Source organism: Sporosarcina sp. Y1004, from assembly GCF_057669665.1.
In genome coordinates this window covers 13779-33888 of sequence record NZ_JBYHFQ010000002.1, presented here as the reverse complement: position 1 = coordinate 33888, position 20110 = coordinate 13779, and the positions used below count along the sequence as shown (strand labels likewise).

Annotated in this window: 23 protein-coding genes; 16 read left to right on the top strand and 7 right to left on the bottom strand. The window is 35.5% G+C overall.

Annotated features, from left to right (window positions below):
- The first annotated feature begins 40 nt into the window (after positions 1-40).
- From AC25Y6_RS01760 to AC25Y6_RS01725, 8 genes are all read left to right on the top strand, one after another.
- Entirely contained in the window at positions 41-508 is a 468-nt protein-coding gene (locus AC25Y6_RS01760; RefSeq protein ID WP_488141881.1) for a TraM recognition domain-containing protein, read from the top strand.
- 158 nt (positions 509-666) lie between these two features.
- Positions 667-942, top strand: a complete 276-nt coding sequence (locus AC25Y6_RS01755; RefSeq protein ID WP_488141880.1) for a hypothetical protein — start codon at positions 667-669, stop codon at positions 940-942.
- A gap of 170 nt (positions 943-1112) precedes the next feature.
- Entirely contained in the window at positions 1113-1610 is a 498-nt protein-coding gene (locus AC25Y6_RS01750; RefSeq protein WP_488141879.1) for a hypothetical protein, read from the top strand.
- Entirely contained in the window at positions 1564-2577 is a 1014-nt protein-coding gene (locus AC25Y6_RS01745) for a tetratricopeptide repeat protein (protein ID WP_488141878.1), read from the top strand. The genes AC25Y6_RS01750 and AC25Y6_RS01745 overlap by 47 nt, the downstream gene beginning before the upstream one ends.
- Positions 2578-2588: 11 nt before the next feature.
- Positions 2589-2981, top strand: coding sequence for an N-acetylmuramoyl-L-alanine amidase (locus AC25Y6_RS01740; RefSeq protein ID WP_488141877.1), 393 nt, complete (start codon positions 2589-2591; stop codon positions 2979-2981).
- Positions 2982-3588: 607 nt separating this feature from the next.
- Positions 3589-5199 (top strand): ATP-dependent nuclease, encoded by a 1611-nt coding sequence (locus AC25Y6_RS01735; protein WP_488141876.1) that lies wholly within the window; start codon positions 3589-3591, stop codon positions 5197-5199.
- The gene (locus AC25Y6_RS01730) at positions 5181-6293 is read left to right on the top strand and encodes a UvrD-helicase domain-containing protein (protein ID WP_488141875.1); all 1113 of its coding nucleotides are present in this window, start codon (positions 5181-5183) and stop codon (positions 6291-6293) included. Before AC25Y6_RS01735 ends, AC25Y6_RS01730 begins: the two co-directional genes overlap by 19 nt.
- Positions 6294-6958: 665 nt before the next feature.
- Positions 6959-7378: a hypothetical protein gene (locus AC25Y6_RS01725; RefSeq protein WP_488141874.1), complete on the top strand. Its 420-nt coding sequence runs from the start codon at positions 6959-6961 to the stop codon at positions 7376-7378.
- 592 nt (positions 7379-7970) lie between these two features.
- On the opposite strand, the gene AC25Y6_RS01720 is transcribed toward AC25Y6_RS01725, so the two are convergent.
- Both AC25Y6_RS01720 and AC25Y6_RS01715 read right to left on the bottom strand, forming a co-directional pair.
- Positions 7971-8186, bottom strand: a complete 216-nt coding sequence (locus AC25Y6_RS01720; protein ID WP_488141873.1) for a hypothetical protein — start codon at positions 8184-8186, stop codon at positions 7971-7973.
- Between the two features lie 618 nt (positions 8187-8804).
- Positions 8805-9413, bottom strand: coding sequence for a hypothetical protein (locus tag AC25Y6_RS01715; protein ID WP_488141872.1), 609 nt, complete (start codon positions 9411-9413; stop codon positions 8805-8807).
- Positions 9414-9873: 460 nt separating this feature from the next.
- Between AC25Y6_RS01715 and AC25Y6_RS01710 the strand changes: the two genes are divergently transcribed.
- From AC25Y6_RS01710 to AC25Y6_RS01700, 3 genes are all read left to right on the top strand, one after another.
- Positions 9874-10437 carry a recombinase family protein gene (locus tag AC25Y6_RS01710; RefSeq protein WP_488141871.1) on the top strand — a complete coding sequence of 188 codons (564 nt, stop codon included), beginning with the start codon at positions 9874-9876 and terminating at the stop codon, positions 10435-10437.
- Positions 10437-10649: a hypothetical protein gene (locus tag AC25Y6_RS01705; RefSeq protein WP_482106609.1), complete on the top strand. Its 213-nt coding sequence runs from the start codon at positions 10437-10439 to the stop codon at positions 10647-10649. Before AC25Y6_RS01710 ends, AC25Y6_RS01705 begins: the two co-directional genes overlap by 1 nt.
- A gap of 762 nt (positions 10650-11411) precedes the next feature.
- Positions 11412-11534 carry a hypothetical protein gene (locus AC25Y6_RS01700; protein WP_488141870.1) on the top strand — a complete coding sequence of 41 codons (123 nt, stop codon included), beginning with the start codon at positions 11412-11414 and terminating at the stop codon, positions 11532-11534.
- Positions 11535-12051: 517 nt separating this feature from the next.
- Here the strand turns inward: AC25Y6_RS01700 and AC25Y6_RS01695 are convergent.
- Positions 12052-12198 (bottom strand): sporulation histidine kinase inhibitor Sda, encoded by a 147-nt coding sequence (locus tag AC25Y6_RS01695; RefSeq protein ID WP_488141869.1) that lies wholly within the window; start codon positions 12196-12198, stop codon positions 12052-12054.
- A gap of 924 nt (positions 12199-13122) precedes the next feature.
- Here AC25Y6_RS01695 and AC25Y6_RS01690 point away from each other — a divergent pair.
- Positions 13123-13932 carry a helix-turn-helix domain-containing protein gene (locus AC25Y6_RS01690; protein ID WP_488141868.1) on the top strand — a complete coding sequence of 270 codons (810 nt, stop codon included), beginning with the start codon at positions 13123-13125 and terminating at the stop codon, positions 13930-13932.
- Between the two features lie 378 nt (positions 13933-14310).
- Positions 14311-14841 (top strand): MEDS domain-containing protein, encoded by a 531-nt coding sequence (locus AC25Y6_RS01685; RefSeq protein WP_488142002.1) that lies wholly within the window; start codon positions 14311-14313, stop codon positions 14839-14841.
- A gap of 583 nt (positions 14842-15424) precedes the next feature.
- Here the strand turns inward: AC25Y6_RS01685 and AC25Y6_RS01680 are convergent.
- From AC25Y6_RS01680 to AC25Y6_RS01665, 4 genes are all read right to left on the bottom strand, one after another.
- On the bottom strand, positions 15425-15622 hold the full coding sequence (locus AC25Y6_RS01680; protein ID WP_488141867.1) for a hypothetical protein: 198 nt from the start codon (positions 15620-15622) through the stop codon (positions 15425-15427).
- A gap of 87 nt (positions 15623-15709) precedes the next feature.
- The gene (locus AC25Y6_RS01675; protein WP_488142001.1) at positions 15710-15949 is read right to left on the bottom strand and encodes a tyrosine-type recombinase/integrase; all 240 of its coding nucleotides are present in this window, start codon (positions 15947-15949) and stop codon (positions 15710-15712) included.
- 79 nt (positions 15950-16028) lie between these two features.
- Complete coding sequence (locus tag AC25Y6_RS01670) at positions 16029-16361, bottom strand: DNA/RNA helicase domain-containing protein (RefSeq protein ID WP_488141866.1); 333 nt, start codon at positions 16359-16361, stop codon at positions 16029-16031.
- Positions 16362-16385: 24 nt separating this feature from the next.
- Positions 16386-16595: a hypothetical protein gene (locus AC25Y6_RS01665; RefSeq protein ID WP_488141865.1), complete on the bottom strand. Its 210-nt coding sequence runs from the start codon at positions 16593-16595 to the stop codon at positions 16386-16388.
- A 272-nt stretch (positions 16596-16867) separates the two neighbouring features.
- On the opposite strand from AC25Y6_RS01665, the gene AC25Y6_RS01660 reads away from it, so the two are divergent.
- The 3 genes from AC25Y6_RS01660 (at position 16868) to AC25Y6_RS01650 (ending at position 20090) form a co-directional block, all read left to right on the top strand.
- Positions 16868-17236, top strand: coding sequence for a hypothetical protein (locus tag AC25Y6_RS01660; RefSeq protein ID WP_488142000.1), 369 nt, complete (start codon positions 16868-16870; stop codon positions 17234-17236).
- Between the two features lie 340 nt (positions 17237-17576).
- A complete protein-coding gene (locus AC25Y6_RS01655) occupies positions 17577-18323 on the top strand; it encodes a gluconate 2-dehydrogenase subunit 3 family protein (RefSeq protein ID WP_488141864.1) in 747 nt (248 codons plus the stop codon).
- 54 nt (positions 18324-18377) lie between these two features.
- A complete protein-coding gene (locus AC25Y6_RS01650) occupies positions 18378-20090 on the top strand; it encodes a GMC family oxidoreductase (protein ID WP_488141863.1) in 1713 nt (570 codons plus the stop codon).
- Positions 20091-20110 lie beyond the last annotated feature (20 nt).

Below are 20110 nucleotides of genomic sequence, written 5' to 3'. Positions count from 1 at the left end.
ACTGGAAAACATCGTCAGTAACGAAGCGCTCCGAACAATCATGACGGGTAAAAGTGATGTGAACATTGATGAACATTTGGAAAAAGGCGGTGTACTTGCGGTCAATACGGCACTTGGAAAGCTACGTAAAGCGGGTGACGCCTTCGGCCAATTTATGATCATGCACTTGCAAAACGGAACGTTCAGGAGACCGGGAACGGAAGATACCCGTATTCCTCATTTTTTGATTGTGGATGAATACAGCCGTTACATTAATCCAGATGTAGAGATTTTCTTATCACTCGCTGCCGAATATAAGGTAGCGGGTATTTTTGCTACACAATCTCTTGGTCAACTCGAAATTGAATCGGGAAATCTTGGGTCAAAGGCGATGAAACAAGCGATTCTTACATCTTGTCGAAATAAAATCTGTTTTGGTGGCATATCCGCACAAGATGCTTCAGATTTCGCGAATTCGGCAAAGATAAAGTCATCATGCGCCAAAGCACGTTCATCCTCTGTTGTGTAGCGCTGATTTTGCGCTACATGCAGGCTAACGGCGGTTAGTTGCAGAATGATTAATAAAATACCAAAAAACTATTTTAACTAAAAAAGGCGCTTGTCCCTTTCAGATAAGGTATTTCTTTCATATTTTAAGATATCTTGAAAGAAAGGAGGGAACATCCTATGGGAAATAAAGGAGATATAAAGATACAACAAACAGAAGAATGTCCTACTTGTCCAGAAGGCACTGTTTGTGAAGATAGCGATCTACTGTGTATAAACATTCCTTGTACGACTACGGTAGTATTGTTAGGCTTGATCCAGTTAAATATTGGTCCGCTATGTATTCGAGCGGGTTCAGTAGGTAATTTGGAAAATTTATCAGATGAAGAGAAACTTGCCCAAGTACAACAGGTATTTGGTGTACTAAGAAATACTCTTCCAAATTTCACTGCCTAAGAACAAAATTCATAAGAAAACGATTGCTCAATGAGAGCAGTCGTTTTTTGTGCTAACGGGTAGCTTTAGTAAAGGTAAAGGGTTGCTTACCGTTCAAAATGGATCAGATACATGATTACTTTGGTAAATGGGATTGGAGAGAGAAATGACATTGAGAGGAGGTGAGATAAATGGGAATGCCAATAGTATGGCAGGGGAGTGATTGTTTCACCCATATGCTTGCTGTCGGACCAACCCGTTGCGGAAAAACGGCAACGATATTGAAACCGATGATTTATCAATTGTTGCTACAGAAGAAGCGTGGCGTTCCCTTAGGCTTGTCTGTTGTAGAACCCAAAGGTGACGTAGCAGCAATGGTAAATGAAATGTGTTTAGAAATGGATATTCCATGTATTCATGTTGACCCTGACAAACCCAATTCTGCGAGCTTTAATCCAATGGAAGGTGACACGGATACAGTGGCGGAAGCAACGGTCGTTGTATTAAAAGGTTTGTTCGGAAAGCAGGATGCGTTCTTCGCAACTGTTCAGGAACTATCGGCACGTAACGTCACGAAGCTGCTAAAAGAACTGCATGGCAACCAAAATTTTAAATCAGGCATTTTATCATGGAATGATATTAATGGAAAAGGAAGAACTCTCCATGGGGGAGTTTATCGGTTGGTTTAGAGAGTACGATGCCGTTTTTTACAATATCAAACAAAACCATTTAACTTTGCCTTTTCTTAATCTGCTTAAAAATTATTTAGAAGGTATTGAAGATACAGATGCGAGGGAAAATTTAGGGATTATTTTATATGATATTGCGTTTATTTATCTGATGGAAAACCGCGATTTCGAAAAAGCAGAGGAATTTTTTAAAGAGGCCCTTAAACTTCGTGAGCGGCATTTTCCTGATGATAAAATAAGCATCGCTAAATCCTATTACGGTTTGGCAACAATGTATCATCAAGTTGGTCAAAGAGACGAAGCAGTGGAACTGCATCTTAAGGCCTTTGATTTACGAAAACAATACTGCGATTCTTCCAATATTCTTGCGCTCGCATTTTCATCCAATGGACTGGCAAGACTTTATCAGGATATGGGAGATTATGAGAAAGCCCAACAATTTTATAAACATTCGTTGGATATCTATGAATCGTTAAAAAGACCTGATAATTTTAACTTGTCCATAACTATGATGAATTTAATCAGCTGTTATCATGAATTAAAAAAATACGATAAAGCTTATGAATTTGCCAATAATGTACAAAACATTATAGAGGGTGATGAAGGCTTTAATCAAATCATCTTTGCAAAATCTTTGAATTGTCTAGGAGTGACAAATACAGCTATGGGAAAATTAGATATCGCTCTTGATCTTTTTCAGCAATCCTATGATTTGTTTAAAGAACAATTAGGAGAAGAATGCATAGAAGTATCAAAGGTATTGCATAATATGGCTTTAACTTTTGCCTTGTTAAATCAGAAATTGACCAGTAAAGAAGAACTTGAAAAATGCTTGGAAATAAAAAATAAGCTAATCGCTTTGAAAAAACTGTCACTTAGCAATTTAAACTATCGGTATACCCTTAGAATGCAGCTGCTGATAGAACAAGATAAATTTGAATACGAGCAATTAAAATTTAACTTTTAGGGGAGCTCGCCATGCTTAAAATCGAACTTAGAAATTTCCACTTTATTGAACCTTTTGAGGAATTAGGACCAATCACAAAATTAATCATCCACCATACATCCCGTGTTGATTTCACAGCAGAAGATACTCACATCTATCATCAGCAGGAAAGAGGTTGGAGTGGAATTGGTTATAATTATTTCATAGAAAAAGACGGAACGCTTGTTGAAGGAAGAGGTTTACATGTGGGTGCACATGCGTATGGACATAATCGCAATACTCTAGGAATTTGCGTTACTGGTGATTTGGAGCGAACCCGATCGAATAACATCATTAGTGTTAAAATGTGTAACAAAAAAGGAAGAAGAACAACACACTTATGTGTCGTCCTTCTTCCTTTTAAGTTTATCATATTTTTAAAATAGGAAATGCGTTGTTAGGCGAATACACGCACTTCTCATAAGTGAAGGTTGTTTGTTGGAGTTGGCTTAATCAGGCATTCAGAAAAACTGGAAACTAGAATTCGATAAATATTAAGTAGAGAAGCAATTAAAAATCTAATGCTTACCTTAAAGTTATTTTGATAGGTAGTTTGTAAATGAAATTTATGATTCAGGTAATTTACACTCCTGTTAATTATCAGACGGAGTACTTATACATGTGGTAGACTTAAAGTGACGAATTTCGAATATTCAACAATTTTCTTCTGAAGAGAGTTTTTAAGTGACGACGAGAACGAAGTTACAATCGGAAAGTGACAACTCAAGCAAAATGGCTATGAACGTGTTGCTATTTCAGATAATGACGTACTGCACACAAACTTTTGTACCCAAATAAACATTTAACGTAGATAAACTGAAACGAAATTCTTTATTTTATAAAGGGCTTGAAAGTCTGCTACGTAAAATTGAAGACAATGATCTATTTAAATGGAGAGTAAAATTGTTGATAAAGTATTTCTTATAAAATCAAATAAGGAATATACTGTTTCTAGGGGAAAATATTTACTTTAAAGGGAATAGGAGAAAGCTAATGACTTCGAAAATATACATAAAAGAACTGAAGATTAAGGGGTACAAGCGTTTCGCGGAGTTTTCTATGAAGTTTAATGAGGAGATTAATGTAATTATTGGTGAAAATGAGTCAGGGAAAAGTACAATACTAGAGGCTTTAGAAATTGTACTAAATCAAACTATATTTAATTATGGAAGTGGTATCTTTGAACAATATTTTACGATAGAAAATGTAAGGGAATTTCAAAAGAATCCAGTGTTTGAAAATTTACCGGAAATAGAGATAGAAGTATTTTTTAATGACAGTAATGATATTAAGATGGGTTATTTTAATGGACACCATTCATCATGTATAAATGAAAGTAAAAATGGGATTAGATTCAGATATTCATTTGATGAAAGTTTCAAACAGCTATTTGAAGAGATGTCTTTTGAAGTGGATATGGAAAATATTTTTATACCAACGGATTATTATAATGCGATTTGGGAAACATTCGCAGGTCATAAGTACAATCGTCGAAAAGTCCCTATTAAAAATTTGACAATAGATAATTCTTTACAAAAGAATAATCTATTCGATTCTTATACGAAAAGGGTTTACAACAATAAAGTTGAAATCGTAGAACGCAATGAGCTCTCCCATAACTTGAAAAGTAACTTAAACCAATTTTTAATTGAAAATGAACATTTACTACGCATAGGAGATCATAGTTTAGGCTTTGATGAAAGAAAGTCTTATTTTGAACAGCTAATAGATTTGAAGAGTAATGGGGTTTCCTTACAGAATATGGGGAAAGGACGTGAAAATCTTATTAAGACTGAAATTGCATTAGATAGAGTATGTGAATTGATTCTATTAGAAGAACCAGAAAATCATTTGAGCTACCTGAACACGAGAAAGTTAATATCAGAAATTCAGGAGAAAAAAGACGGGGTTCAAATTATTTTAACGACCCATAGTCCATTAATCGTTAGTAGGATGAATTTACAAAACACATTGTTGATTAATGAAAATCAATGTCACACTTTGAAGGATATTCCTAAGGAAACAGCAAACTTTTTTAAAAGAACAGATAATATGCATATATTAAACTTTATACTTTCTAAAAAAGTGATAATCGTTGAAGGACATAGTGAATATATATTAATGCCTACTTTAGTTAAAAACTCACTTAAAACTACTTTGGATAAAGAAGGAATAGAGGTGATATCTGGAGCAGGCTTAACATATATGCATTATATTGAAGTATCAAAAGTCTTGAAAAATAACTTACTTGTTATTACAGATAATGATAAAAAGCAAGACACAATAGAAAAGATTAAAAGCCTAAATCAAGAATTTATAGAGTCAACTACCCTTATAAATTTAGTTTGTGATTCGGATATAAAAATGTTTACCTTTGAAGTATGTTTGTATGAAGAAAATAAAGAGACTTTGAAAACTATATCTAAGCACAAGCCGAGAACGACAGCTATCTATGAAAAAGAAACTTATGATCAACCACTTGCATATATGTTGAAAAATAAAACAGAGGCAGCAATGAGCATCACGGAAGATGAAGAATACAAGGATAAGATAATGCTCCCCCAATATATAAAGGAGGGAATATTGTGGCTAATTCAAAGCTAATACTTGCCTCAGCAGGATCCGGGAAAACCTATTATATCGCAAATCATTTAATTGAAAATGAAAGAAATATTGTTATCACTTTCACTAACCAAAATGTTGAAAACTTAAAGAAAGAAATCAAGTGCCGTTTTGGTTATATTCCTGTGAAAACAGAAATTCTAACCTTTACAAGTTTTGTATACGGGTGGTTAATAAAACCGTTTGAGCCTATATTGGAAGTAAGTGGTCAGCCTCTTGGTGTGATATCCACTGGTATAGATATTATTACTAAACCAGAGCCACAACGAAAGGATGGAAAACCTAACTGGAGATATAAAAAACAAGATAATTCTAGGCATTACTTCACTAGCAGCGATAAGTATTATGTTGATCATCTCGTAAAACTATATTCCCTTCAATCAAAAGCAATCAAAAATAAAATTAAGTCTAGATTAGCAAGTTTTATGGATATGATTTATATTGATGAGCTGCAAGATTTTATAGGAAGAGACTTCAAGTTATTAGTTGAACTTGTTAAAGAGAAGTCCTTGAAAATACTTGCTGTAGGAGACTTTTATCAGCATTCTGTATCGAAGACAGACTTTACAGCGACAAGCCCATTTCAAAGAGGTAAGAAGGATATTACGAAAGAAGAATATGTTAGCCTATTTGGAAAAAGAGTTGAAGTCGATGAAACTACATTGAAAAAGTCGAGACGAGTTTCAAAGCAAGTCTGTGAATTTATTAATAAGAAGCTTGAAATTGATATTGCTTCACGCAGCTCAGAAGTGGGAAGTATAGAACTGTTGACTGATCCAGATAGAATTCTGGATGTGATTCAATCTAACGATGTTGTTAAACTTGTATACAAAAATAAAAAAAGATATGGCTGGGAGCATAGTAACACTTGGTCATATTGTAAGGGGGATACCTATAAAAACACTTGTATTGTTTTAACAAGTGCATTTGAAAATATTATGGATTCAAGTTTTACCATCGAAGGTTACTCATCTACGCAAATTAATAAATTTTATGTAGCTTTAACACGTGCTACAAATAGAGTTTACTTTGTTAAGCCTAAAGATTTGGGAAAGGTGTGTTTTGAAAAGTCATAATGCAGAGAAATGCAATGAAAAAAACATAAGGTTGCAGTTGACCTGAAGCCCCAGTGAGAATTATTCCCACGCCAAGAAGTTAGCCACAACATGGGCTGGTTGTGCCAAATGCACATTCCATGTAAAGTTACAGTGCCCCAGAGATGTAAAATTGACTCAAGCATTTAAAGAAAGTATTACTAAAATAACAAATACCAAAAGTTGTTCTGAAAACCTTATAGAATTGGTAGGTAATTAATATGTATATAGATACACGAACTCAAGAAACGATGCAACAATCAATATGTAAATATTTAGAAATAACTATTGAGGAACTGGATAATCTATTTTTTGAAGCAAAAAAAGCCTCGGTGAAAGAATATTCTATGGATATGGATTAGTTTAATACTATTATAAATGAATTTATTGATTCCAAAGTGTTAAATCAAACTATTGAACAAATATTGTTTTTTCATTTAGGTCGTAGGCTAAACATAGCTAATGATTGTGTTGAAGGAAGGAATTTATTTGAATTATTATCAAATGAAAGTGCAGTTAGTGTATTTTTGAAAAATCATGCGGTAACATTTCAAGTCAATACCACGCATTTAGACTTATTCTAGAAGGGAAAATTAATATCTTTAGATGACGCCGCAAAAGAACATGTTCCTTATTTAAGATGGCGTATGGGACATAATTCTAATCGCGTAGATTATTGCTTTAATGGTTTTATGCTTAGAGATTTACTAGTCAGAAATGATTATGCACGTTCATTATTTTCCGCACCTGAGTTTATAAGTGTTTTATCAGAGTTCCTGGGAAATCGGGATATAGTAACTGATTACGTTGAAAATAGTAAATATTACTGTTATGAATATCTTGTTCCAATTGATAAAGTGTTTTTTGATGAATCAGAGAGATTATCAAAGGAAGGAAAACATCGGTATTTACTGAATCAAGTGTTATGCAGATTATTTAAATATACAACAGGCGATAGCAATATGTTTGACCATGATAATCCCGTTCTAAGGTTGGCCGATAATGATAAAATGGGGAAACAGAATTTTATTAAAAAAGAAGAAATAACATGGGAGAAGCTAAGCTAGATAATTAAAAATACATATGGATTTGTTACCGCTATCGTGAGGTTCAAATATTGTCTAAAGGCATCAATTGTATCGACTTGAGCCATATTGCGTTTCTTGGTTGGACTTGGCGTAATTTTTGGGTGTCTGTGTTGTAGACTAACGTAAAGGTTTAGTTATTAGTGTCTGTTTGAATTAAGTTTTGATCTGGGTGTAGGTGAATACACGCACGTCTCATTAATTATCTACCGTCAGCATTCTTCACATGTTGAGTGTGTGGATTGGGACTGGAAATGTATTTTTACAATAAAGTCTTTTGAATAACTAGTTGCTCAAACTCTAGTTTAGTAAAGAAAACACTTTGCCCCCGCAATGTAATTTTTATTAAACGTAGTCAAAAACGTAGTCAAACAATTTTAACAACAGCTATAAACCTTTGGAAACACTGGTATTATAATGTTTTATGGAACGGCTGGTTCGACTGCCGCCGTCTTCACATAAAAAACGACTGTAAATTTAGTTATAACAATGTTTTTGAAGGTTAGGGATATTGAGCGGGAGTTAAACTCTTATTCAATATCCTTATACATTAACTTTTCCTATGTGCGCTGCTTTAAATTCTTACCAACGCTTTATGCTTCTTCACCATCTTATAAAATGACGTTTTCTTCATATCTGCTTCTTCCATCGCTTTAACTGCTGTAATATCCCTAGCCTGCCATTTTTCATAAGCTTGAATGAATTTATCCGTTATTTCGATTGTTGGCCTTCCGAATTTTACGCCATTTGCAAGGGCTGAATCAATTCCTTCACGCTTCATTTTCTGCAATTCAGTACAGCACCTGTAGAATTAAATCGGAAATGAATGTCCCGATGTTATGTTATATAGTATCAAATAGAGACACATTTAACACGACAATTTCAAAGGATCAAAAAGAGGTTACGAGATTACTTTATTATCGTAACCAGGTTGCTAAAATAAAGACGGACAACTTGATTCAATTGGAAAGAATATTCATAAACGTTCACAGTAAATAGTGAGCGTTTTCTTTTGCAACATAATGTCAATTATGTTGTATTTTTGAGTTTTATTAGATATGATTCAGGCTATTATGCAACATAGTTTATGAGATGAATTCGATAATTAATGCAACATAATTTATAGGAGATGATATTTCGATGGGGTCTTTCCAAGATTATTTAGCTTCTAGCAATTTAAGTGAAAATACCATCAAAGGATACACTCAATCCGTTAATGGATATTTAAAATGGTCTGATGAATCAAAAAAAACTAGCTACCGGGGCAACTAGTTCAATGATTTTTACTTTAGATAGTCAATTTTCTTTTCGATTTTCTTGGACCCGCACTGAAAAGAATTAGAGAATTCCCTATAAAGCCCTGTACATTCTTATATCCATTACACCAGTAGTCCTACTCCAATCCTATCTAGTTGACTCCTTCTAATCCTTTTAAAAATTCATAACAAATTTCACTTTTAGAAAGACCTTTTTTCTCCATTTCATTATACTCTAAAACTAAACCGGGATTACGAACAACACAAAATGTAACAAATGCACCTGAACCACTCGCCATAAGAGAGAAACGTATGTCATCAATTTTATTAATATCTACATTGATATCTTTAAAAAATTGAATTGTATTTTCACAAGTTTTCATGCCTTGTATGTACATATCTATTTTTCGATTAACTTCCGCAACGGATTCCAAAGATGATGTCTTTCTTTCTATTTCTCTAAATTCATCACGTATTTTGAAGAATCTGTAGTTTAAGAATTTAGCGTTTGGATGAGATAACTTAAAAACCATAAATGAAAGTCTTTGACCAATTGGATCAATGATAAAAGAGTATGCTATCAGCAACGCAATTCCACCAATCCATCCAGTAAAAATGAAACTAATTATTAGAACAATCCAAGTTGCTATACCTGCCCAAAGATAAATTGACCCACTTTTTGTACCATTATTAGAAGCACCAAGTAAATTTAGAAAATTAGTGACTAAAAGAATAAAAGCCAAAGCATACCATAAATCCATAACAATCCTCCATCCTAAATTTAACATTCTCGCTAAGTGGTGTTGGGATCAGACTAACGGATGGGCTCTATGGCGCCGTTCATCGACCTTCCTTTCTCAGCCAAAGTATCCCCGTTCTATAAACATTTTAATCCTCTATTGTGTAGCGCCGATTTTGCGCAACATGGCTAACGGATGCGTTACTGAGATTAGCTGTCGCATGACTGTTTGGTGGCTGTTGCCTATTACACTGCCCTTTACTGTGGCGCTATACAGACATCAAAGGACAATTACCTTTTTCAGGGGAATTGTGTTTTTTATCATTTCGTCGATTTTATTGTACTTTTCCTTAAGGTGAGTTGAAGAGAGGTGCCATAACTTTAAGTTTTGACACCGTTTTTGGAATGTAGTAATGTTAAGGTGTCAGGTGGTGTCATAACTAGGTATCATAAGTTGGTCACAAGAAAAGGGGTAAATACATATGAAATATGGTTATGGTCGCGTTAGTACAGCGTCACAAGATTTAGAGTTACAGCTGCAGACATTGGAAAGTGAAGGTTGTGACAAAATCTATTCAGAGAAATTCACTGGAACTAAATCGGATCGTCCTCAATTTGTAGAGTTACTATCATTGCTGAAAAAAGGTGATACATTAGTAGTTACGAAGCTAGATCGTTTCGCAAGATCAGCAGAGGATGGGGTAAATCTAATTAAAGAATTGCTAGCAAAAGGAATCAAGGTTCACATATTAAATATGGGACTTGTAGAGGATACATCAATGGGCAGATTAATTTTAAGAATGTTATCAGCCATTGCGGAATTTGACAGGGATATGATAGTTGAACGATTAGCAGAGGGGAAAGCCATTGCGAAGCAGAATCCTGATTTCCGTGAAGGTAGACCGAAAAAATTCACTAAAAAGCAAGTAGCACACGCTTTACAGCTATTGGAAACGAATTCTTATACGCAAGTAGGAGAAATTACAGGGATTTCTAAAAGCACACTAATCCGTGCTAAAAGAGAAGTAGCTAAAGGAGGCAGATAATGATGGCCAAGAAATCACTTTTAGAATATCAAAGGGAGTATGAAAGAATCATCCATGCAGATCAACCAAGAAAAGGTATTCTACTAGCTGGTTTAATGACTGAAATGGAGAAACAATTCAAAATCCCAGTGTTTAGGAATGAAGTATGGGAACGAGAAAATATAAAGGTAATAGCAATGTATCGCAAGTTAAGTATTACAAGAACATTGTGAAGGTCGGCGAAACCTGATCTTCTTTTTTTTGTGAAGATTGTGTATCCAAGGGGTCTGTACGTTTGGTAGTGGGTGTCACTTTGACCGATAATTTGCGCTTATTTCAAGTATTATTTTGCACATATAATTTAAAAAAACTACTAACTTCAATGAGGAGATTAGCGAAAGGGAGAGTTTTGGAATATAGAAGAAGACATTTAAGTAATGTAAATATAAAGTGAAAGTTGAGTTTAAAGTGTGGACTGAAATAAGTTTTTATATGAGGAAAGTCGATTGCAATATGATGGTACAAAGAATTGCAAAGAAAAATGCATACCGATTTGAGCAAGATTTTACATGGAGAGGCGGGCATGATAGCCTGCATTGGCTGGGCCAGATCTTTGTGGTGCCTGGCTTCTAGGCTCGTGCATTCTGTCCGTAGAGGCCCCATGTCAACTCAACTTGGAGTCTGCAATATCCTCTGCAATACTATTTACGAATCCTTTGCAATTCTCTGTACTTCGTTTTGCAAAATACACTAGGTGTTACACCTAATTCCATTAGCAGTATATCTACTTCTTCAGAAAATTTATCGCTATAACAATCTATTACCTCTTCCATGGTTTCTACATGAAACAACTTCAAGTAATCCGTCCGAAGCAAATAAGCCTATCAATCCTCAGTTGAAATATTGAAAGGGAGTTATAAAATCATTTATTCGATACGACGAAAAACCAGTGAACTATAATTGAACATCTTATGAAAACTATTAACAGTACTTCCATGATGGGATGTCGCACAATCATTACTGGCCTACATCCAGACGTTGTCAGACAGTTGATTTTAGGCATTAATTTTGATAAAGAAACGAAAACCTTTGGTACTTTACAACAGGCATTAAATTAATCTTACTAAAATGATAAAATCGATAATTCAGAAGAGGCTTATTTAATTATGAGTTGCTTCATTTAAAGAGTCCATTTCATATGCGAATGAGGCTTTTTTTCTATTTACTTTCAATTTTGTATCAGGGAACTGAAAGGGTTATTGCAATCTACTCATTCTGTTTGGAAAACTCCCCAACGATTCCCACTGCCTGAGTTTTTGGGAACCCGACAACCCCGGCACAATGGTTGGTCAATTCGCAATGGCTGAATTCGTATTCCTTGTCCATTTTATAAAATGTGGTTTTCACTAGATCTTCCTCCATAGTATTGGCTGCTGGAGGAAAGAAGCAAGGCGACAGTATATACCTCTGGCGAACATTGCCATATGTGCGCTGCGCACACTATGACAGTTTTAAACATCAGGGCACGATATGTTCATTTGAAGCACCTGCGACGTTGTTGAATTAGCAAAAACTGCACTGGAGAAAGGTGACCATAAACAGCCACGTATTATAAACTCCTTGTGTAAATATCCATTATGGTCCTGATGCAGGTTGGGAGCGAAAGGCCAAATTTCTTCTGTTCATTTCCTTTTCTAGTAGTTCGATAAAATCACTACTAAGTTTTAGTTTCAATGCAGTATTATAAGCATCAAGTAGTAACTCATCTGATAATTTTTTCACCTTCAAGTTCTCCTTTCTAAAAGGGATATTATTGAAATGCAAAAATCTAGTAAATTAATGATTTATTATCTATCTTATTATGAGGGCCAGTATTATTTGGCTGCTTGATTTAACAACAAGAGTATAGTAAATAAAGTTAATTTATTTCTAAAAAAATCGCATCCTGCACTGTTCTTTTAGTTTAATTTTACCGTGTAGCAGTTTAATGTAAAGTTGCTAAATGCCACATTCATTTCATATAAGAATTGATATACTTTATTCTTATCGAAAACTTAGGGGGAATGCCGTTCATTGTCTAGCCTCGTANTGTAAAGTTGCTAAATGCCACATTCATTTCATATAAGAATTGATATACTTTATTCTTATCGAAAACTTAGGGGGAATGCCGTTCATTGTCTAGCCTCGTATTTTGTGTATGATAAGTGTGAACATGCCGTGTGCAATGCCCATTAGTTTAATTTTACCGTGTGGCAATTTAATGTAAAGTTGCTAAATGCCACATTCATTTCATATAAGAGTTGATATACTTTATTCTTATCGAAAACTTAGTGGGAATGCCGTTCATTGTCTAGCCTCGTATTTTGTGTATGATAAGTGTGAACATGCCGTGTGCAATGCCCATTTACTTCGCGACCTAAAAGCTTTTTATGAACAAACGAACCAAACATACACAGGATATGGAGATTCTCCTTTTGGTCAAAAGTAAAGAGAGTGTCAAGTGGAGCCTCTCCATCCCATGGTTGTGACATAGATGGATGATACCTATCTAGAGATTTTCGAAAAAGGATACATTGAAAATGCCACAATGGCCAATCATTTGCTACAACCATAACCTTTACCATAGTAGTCTAATTGTGTTCTAATAAGTACATAGCCTCAATAACAAACATTTTTATATCTATTATTGTAGTGTGGGGTGATATTGTGAAGAGAGTGTGGTTGAACCACCTTCGCGTTACTGAAGGATTAACTCAAAATGAAGTTTCCTCAAGGTCTTATATTGACAGATCATATTATTCGCAGATAGAACTTGGGACACGGAATCCTAGCATTACTGTTGCTAGAAATATTGCAACTGTGTTGAATTTTGATCCATTGATTTTCTTTAACGATAAAAATAATATACCTAAAGATACATCACTGAACTTGGGGATATCTGAATTTTTCGGAAATATGGAGAGCGGATATCTACTATATCTATATAGTAGTACAGCTAGGTATTTACATCATGCTGTTACGTTTTCTCTAATAGGAATTGGAAAAGGTAGTCATTGTTTATTTATTGTTAATCATGATGACTTCATTCAAATTCAACAAAACTTAGAAACTCGCTTAACAAAAGATGAAATCAAAAATTATATTCATCATTTAAATATGGAAGAATTAAAGAATAATTCACCTGAAGACAAAGTTAATCATATAAAAGGTTTACTTTCCAAGTTTGACAATAAAGTGTCCGTACGTATATGGTCGCATGAGAAACGAGAGCTACAAAATGAATGGTTAATCAAGTTACACAGCCAGTTGAATACAGGGGATTTGAAGGCGAACAATAATAAAATTTTAATTACAGATTCTTACAATTCGTCAATAGTTTCAGCAGGAACGCATATCGAGATGATGAGAAATTCCCCATACCTTATGACCGATTATGAATTATTTGATTCCCCGTTATATCAAGCTAGTACTAAATCGTCCATATATCCTTCACTTTATATTCAAGAAGATATGTAGACATTTGAATCAATTTCATAACTAACAGGTGTTAATACGTGCTACGGCTAATTTAAAGCCGAGAACGCTATAAACTGCAGTTCCCATTTTTGTGGTAAAAAGTAACATAAGATTGTCAAACCTTGTATGACAGAATTTTTTGCCTTACAATAGGAATAGTCAGCATCTGTATTGGTGGTACTTAACAATTTTGAGTTTTAGGGCGGTTTTCCTTTTTTAAAACCTTGCCATATAAGGTTGAGAGTTATGAAAATCATTTATTTACCTGTTATAACTCTACTTGCTCGACTTAAATGACTTTATCGAAAAAATGAAATTTAGACTTTAGAAAGTGGTGGTATTTTGGACAAATTCATTCAATTAACAAAATATCTACAGGTGAACAATTCAGCGCACATATTATATGTTTCTGAGGATAATGAGAGATATCTTGATAATATGATGGCTTATATTAAAGCAGGGATTGAAAGAAATCATCATCTTATCATAATAGAAAATTCTAATTTATATAGTGAGGCAGAGAAAAGGATAAATGAATTATTCTCAATTGAAGAGAAAAAATGTATTCACCATATAGATAATTATACATTTTATGGCTGTCACGGGGATTTTCACATTCACAGTGTTGTTGAACATTTCGGTGAAGTCTTGGCTCCCTTTTTTGATAAAAAGATTAATATTCGTACATGGGCTCATGTTGAATGGAAGGAACAGGAAGGAATTTTTAGTAAAATTGCAGAATTTGAACATCTAGCAGAATTTAGCGTTAACGAAATGAGACTTATGTCCGTATGTGCATATACTGCTTCAGATGTTACCGCATCCCTTCAGACTAAAATGATGCGAAGCCATGAATATCTTATGACAGATACGGAATTGGTTCGATCCACCTTATACCGAAAACATTGATTATTGAAACCCCTCTCCTGTCACTTTGAGAGTTATTTTGCACTATAAGTAAATATAAAAAGCCCGATTTCTCAACATTAAAATAGAAAAATTGGACTTTTACCGTTACTATAGTGAATAGGTAAGCTTTTGAAGTTATCGCCAGCTTTTCCCCCACTTCACACCTTACGTGAGGTAGAGTAGGCAACCAGCGAGTTGCTACCGGAGGTAGCACTTTTCCATTGGAGGGAAGTAGGCAGACGGTTTCATCAAAAATGTGTCGTTAGGATTACCATACGTTATTTACGCAATTTGCGTGTTATATATTAAAAGTCGATTGAGTCCTTTACGGATGCAATCGACTTTTTTGGTTTAAAAACTAATTGGATGAAAGGAGAGGGTAAGTCTGTAGGCTGGATATGAAAATGAACAGTGGTTATTTCAAAACGCATTTTTTTAGTTGAGTGTCACTTTAAGAGGTAATTTGCACTTATTTTAAGTGTTATTTTGCACAACCAAATTTAAAAACTTGCTCACAGCTTGGATAAGTGCATTTATTGTTTAGAAAAGGCGTACTATGAAGCGTGTTATTTTTATTGTCTTTTTACAGAAGGGGGGATGTTTCACCAAAAAATATTCCACCTTCTACTTCTTTATATGGAATGTGTTTAGTACCGCAATACTCTTTTAACCATTTTGAAGCTGTTTGAATAGAAGGGAATTTTTTTAATTCTATTCCATCTTTAAAAATAAATATGGGCTTTTCTACCTTATTGACTGCAACAGGTCGTATTAAATTCATTATTTTCCCCCCTTAAAACGATTGTCATATTGGATTTAATTCTTTCTATAAGTTGATCACTAAAGAAAATAGTCATCCATCTACATCTCAATATAGTTGGCAAACTTCAGTATTGTTTCTCCTTTCACCATCTTCGTAACTTGTGCGTAGATGTATCGTTGTTTGTACATCAGCATGTTCTAAACAATTTTGTACTTCCTTATAACTAGCACCCGCTTCAAATAATAATGAGCATTGCGTATGACGTAAACCATGTGTTGTGATTGTGCCTAGCTTGTATTTATTCTGTAGATGCAAGATCCACTTACGAGTTTTTTTAGGCTGCATGTATTCGTTGTGCTCATTGCAAAATACAAGTTGCTTTGGTTGCATTGATCCCGATGTGTAAGTCGAAAATATCAATGCCTTAAGATTTCACAATAATAACCCCATCACGTCCACGCGTTAGCAGCACGCGGTAAGCATTGAGCTTCATTTGAATGGAGTTTTCAGCTTGATGATTCAGCGCGTATTGATTAAATTGCCAGCCGTTTTGTCCCCATGTTAAATCATCAGCCCAGACGACAATAGCCATATCTAACTCTAAACCTTGCGAGTGGAATTCAGTCACCGCATATTGTAAGTTTTTACAGTAGTACTGTGAGCTCGGATCATTGTAATAAGCAACATGGGGCTTGACTTGATCGCGCGGTTGCGAAAAGGGAATTTGCTGTACTGCACGATTTTTTGAAGAGGTCACAAGTCCGTATGTTTTATTGGAGTCTTAATACACTTCTCTTACATAGCGCTTTGCTTCATCAAGTGAAGTCATGCGTTTTAAAATAAATCGTTCTTTTTGAAGCTGGTATTCAATAGCACGGTAATTCGCTTGATCGCCTGCTAAAAATGGTTCTACCCAATTGAAATAATGTAAAGCGTTATGGGTACGTAGTGAGGTACTCAAATGTAAATGGGCATTTTCGTAATATTGCATTGCATTAGGAAATGCTTCCGGATGGTGTTTGGCGTGGATAGTAAAATCTTGTCCTGCAATCGCATCATTCCATAAACGAATGCCTTGCTCTTCGCCGGTATGAATCTCAATCGAAAATAAATTCAGTGTTATTCTTTACAAATTCTCAGCATCTTTAGAACAGTGAGCGAAACTGGAACGGAAAAGAATTAGAACAGATAGAAAACAGTCTGCTAGAGCTCAAACAACGGTTTGGAGGTGTAGTTTAAATAGTACAGGGTTAAGTAGAAAATATCCTTAATAAAGCTAAAAACATTGTTATACAAGATGTGGTAAATCATCTGTTAAGAAAGGGAAATAAGGATTATTATTATCTCGAAATGCGAGAGGATCAATTGAAAATCTTAAAACAGATGGCCGCCACCCTAAGCATTTTTTCCTCATCAAAGTTAGATGTAAAACAAAAAGGAATGCTTGCTAATATCTTTCTCAATATCAGTCAACATGTTGATTCAGGAGATACAACCATTGCATTAGTACAATTAGAGGAGTACGAAGAGTCCATACGTGAAACAGAATTACCGAAGATAAGGGAAGAATTTGAGATTAGAGCAAATTTATTTTATTTAAACTTCGAAATTAGGAACTACTTAATAATTTAGAAAAATATTGTTGAAAGAAGTAATTTTAGTTCTAGATGAATCTAGGCACTACCAACACCAGTGCCGATAAAATTATTAAAAATTTTATCGACAAAGAAGGCTCATCATCTCCACAACCCATTCTAGAAGTTTAAGCGTGGTCTGGAAGACTGTGTATAAAATTTATTTTATAGTTAATGATGATGTTTAACAGTAAATATTTCCACTTTTAATTAAAAAGACTCCTTTTAAGGAAATGGGGGCTTCTCAGTTCTGTATGCTTCGCTTAAAGGAAAAAACCATTCTTCTTGAGTCCTTTAAATGTTGGAATAAAAATTCACTTTATTAGGAGGGTTAAAAGATGGGCGAAGAAAAGCTAGGAATGAAAAAGACCTCTCGTCGGGAGTTTCTTAAAAAATCCGGATATGTAACGGGTGGTCTGATTGGTGGCAGTGTTTTAGGTGGAGTGATTGGAAGTGAAATTTGGAATCCAGATAAGGACGTTGCACCCGAAGTGGCACAACAGTTTGATCAGGCTTTACAATACTTTAAGAGCAACGCGGATTTTGATATCTTGTCGCACGCAACGGAGCGTATTTTTCCAGCGGATGAGGATCGTCCGGGTGCGATCGATTTAGGGGTTCCTTACTATATTGATCACCAATTAGCAGGTCAGTGGGGTATCAATGCGAGGGAATATCGCCAAGGGCCTTTTTTTAAGGGGGATCCTACTCAAGGGTATCAAACACAATTAAAGCACCATGAAATTTTCGATGTAGGTATCGAGGCACTCGATACGTATAGTCAGTCGAATTTTAATAATAATTTCACGAAATTAGAAGCTGAACAGCAAGACGAGGTACTTAATGCTTTTGATGCAAATAAAGTGGACATGACGGTTATTTCATCCAGCTTGTTCTTTGAACTTTTACGAAAATTGACGATCGAGGGAGTCTATGCAGACCCGCTTTATGGTGGAAATAAGGACATGCAAGGCTGGAGGATGAAGGAGTACCCTGGTGTACAACTGACTTATGCCGACCTCATACAATCAGAAGACTTCATTGAAATTGAACCAATGAGTTTACATGACAGATTTAATAGATAACAAACATGAAATGCGAGAAGTCGTGAACCGCAGGAAAAGGAGGGCATATTCATTATGGTTACGAAACTGCCTAAAACAGATGTTGTAACAGTAGGTGTCGGTTGGACAGGTGGCATTATTGCTGCGGAGTGTAGCAAAGCAGGATTAAAAGTTGTCGGATTAGAACGGGGTAGAAATCGGCGAACAAAAGATTTCGCGATGAAATATGATGAACTCCGCTATGCATTACGGTATGAAAATGCACAGGATTTGTCCAGGCAAACCATAACATTTCGAAATAATAAGAGTCAACGAGCCTTACCAATGCGCCAACATGGCTCCTTCCTATTAGGGGAAGGTGTTGGAGGAGCAGGCACGCATTGGAATGGACTAACCGATCGTTATTCACCTTATGATTTTGAAATCAAGTCAAAAACAATTGAAAGATATGGTGAAAGCAAAATTTCGGATGGATTAAATCTCCAGGATTGGGGGATTACATATGATGAAATCGAGCCGTATTACGTGAAGTTTGAGAAAATGGCTGGTATTTCTGGTGATGAGACCCCGCTTCGTGGCAAACGGTCGGAACCCTTTCCGAATCCTCCATTGAAAAGTACACCAGCGATGGAGCTATTTGTGGAAACAACGCAAGGTATGGGGCTTGATCCTTTTACTATGCCAGCAGCGAACAATTCACAAAACTACCAAAATCCAGACGGCCAGCATATAGGCGCCTGTCAATATAAGGGGTTTTGTGAACGGTTTGGCTGTGAGTATGGAGCGAAAGCAAGTCCGAACATTACAGTGATTCCAACAGCGGAGGCTACTGGTAACTTTGAACTTCGTCCTCATTCGGAAGTCCTCGAAGTGTTGCATGATGGCAAAAAAGCAACAGGGGTTCTTTATGTGGATACGCGTACAGGAGAGCAGTTTGAACAACCAGCGGAAGTTGTCGTATTAACAAGTTATACATTTAATAATTCCCGCTTGCTGCTCGTTTCCGGACTTGGTACCCCGTATAATCCAGAAACACAAAGAGGTACAATCGGAAAAAATTACTGTTATCAAGTAATCGTAGGTACGGACGGATTTTTTGATGATAAAAAATTTAACGTTGCCATGGGAGCGGGAGGACTAGCCGCGACATTAGATAATTTTAACGCGGATAACTTTGATCATACAGACCATGATTTCCTGCACGGTGGTTCTATCCTGCTGGCACAATACGCAAAAAGACCAATCGCTAACAATCAAGTTCCTCCTGGAACACCAAAATGGGGAAAAGAATTTAAAGACCAATCAATCAAGTATTTTAACCGCTCAATTAATGTTTATACGTATGGCGCATGTTTGCCCCATGTGAATAATTATTTGGATTTAGACCCAACTTACAAAGATATTAACGGGTATCCACTCGTTCGTATGACCTTCGATTATACGGATACGGATCGGAACCGAGGACATTTCCTGAATGAACAAACAAAGAAAATTATACAGGAAATGGGAGCCACCCATGTTTCTGAAAATGAATCGATGAAGCATTATGACATCACAGATTATAAAGCGACACATAATACAGGCGGCGTCATCATGGGAACCGAACCGGAAAACTCTGCTGTTAACACGTACCTGCAAATGTGGGAAGCGGATAATGTATTCGTCGTCGGTGGTTCAGCATATCCTCACCAAAGCGGTTACAATGCGACAGCAACTTTAGGAGCACTTGCTTATCGAGCGTCAGAAGGGATCATTCACTATAGCAAAAATGGTGGATTGCTTGTTTGAGGAAGAAGGAAGTAAGCATA

Coding starts and splice junctions, on each gene's coding strand:
- AC25Y6_RS01750 (WP_488141879.1), top strand. CDS start 1,113: ATGGGAATGCCAATAGTATGGCAGGGGAGTGATTGTTTCACCCATATG.
- AC25Y6_RS01745 (WP_488141878.1), top strand. CDS start 1,564: ATGGAAAAGGAAGAACTCTCCATGGGGGAGTTTATCGGTTGGTTTAGA.
- AC25Y6_RS01655 (WP_488141864.1), top strand. CDS start 17,577: ATGGGCGAAGAAAAGCTAGGAATGAAAAAGACCTCTCGTCGGGAGTTT.
- AC25Y6_RS01705 (WP_482106609.1), top strand. CDS start 10,437: ATGATGGCCAAGAAATCACTTTTAGAATATCAAAGGGAGTATGAAAGA.
- AC25Y6_RS01700 (WP_488141870.1), top strand. CDS start 11,412: ATGATGGGATGTCGCACAATCATTACTGGCCTACATCCAGACGTTGTC.
- AC25Y6_RS01725 (WP_488141874.1), top strand. CDS start 6,959: ATGGGACATAATTCTAATCGCGTAGATTATTGCTTTAATGGTTTTATG.
- AC25Y6_RS01680 (WP_488141867.1), bottom strand. CDS start 15,622: ATGAATTTAATACGACCTGTTGCAGTCAATAAGGTAGAAAAGCCCATA.
- AC25Y6_RS01710 (WP_488141871.1), top strand. CDS start 9,874: ATGAAATATGGTTATGGTCGCGTTAGTACAGCGTCACAAGATTTAGAG.
- AC25Y6_RS01675 (WP_488142001.1), bottom strand. CDS start 15,949: ATGCAGCCTAAAAAAACTCGTAAGTGGATCTTGCATCTACAGAATAAA.
- AC25Y6_RS01760 (WP_488141881.1), top strand. CDS start 41: ATGACGGGTAAAAGTGATGTGAACATTGATGAACATTTGGAAAAAGGC.
- AC25Y6_RS01755 (WP_488141880.1), top strand. CDS start 667: ATGGGAAATAAAGGAGATATAAAGATACAACAAACAGAAGAATGTCCT.
- AC25Y6_RS01665 (WP_488141865.1), bottom strand. CDS start 16,595: ATGCAATATTACGAAAATGCCCATTTACATTTGAGTACCTCACTACGT.
- AC25Y6_RS01740 (WP_488141877.1), top strand. CDS start 2,589: ATGCTTAAAATCGAACTTAGAAATTTCCACTTTATTGAACCTTTTGAG.
- AC25Y6_RS01735 (WP_488141876.1), top strand. CDS start 3,589: ATGACTTCGAAAATATACATAAAAGAACTGAAGATTAAGGGGTACAAG.
- AC25Y6_RS01715 (WP_488141872.1), bottom strand. CDS start 9,413: ATGGATTTATGGTATGCTTTGGCTTTTATTCTTTTAGTCACTAATTTT.
- AC25Y6_RS01650 (WP_488141863.1), top strand. CDS start 18,378: ATGGTTACGAAACTGCCTAAAACAGATGTTGTAACAGTAGGTGTCGGT.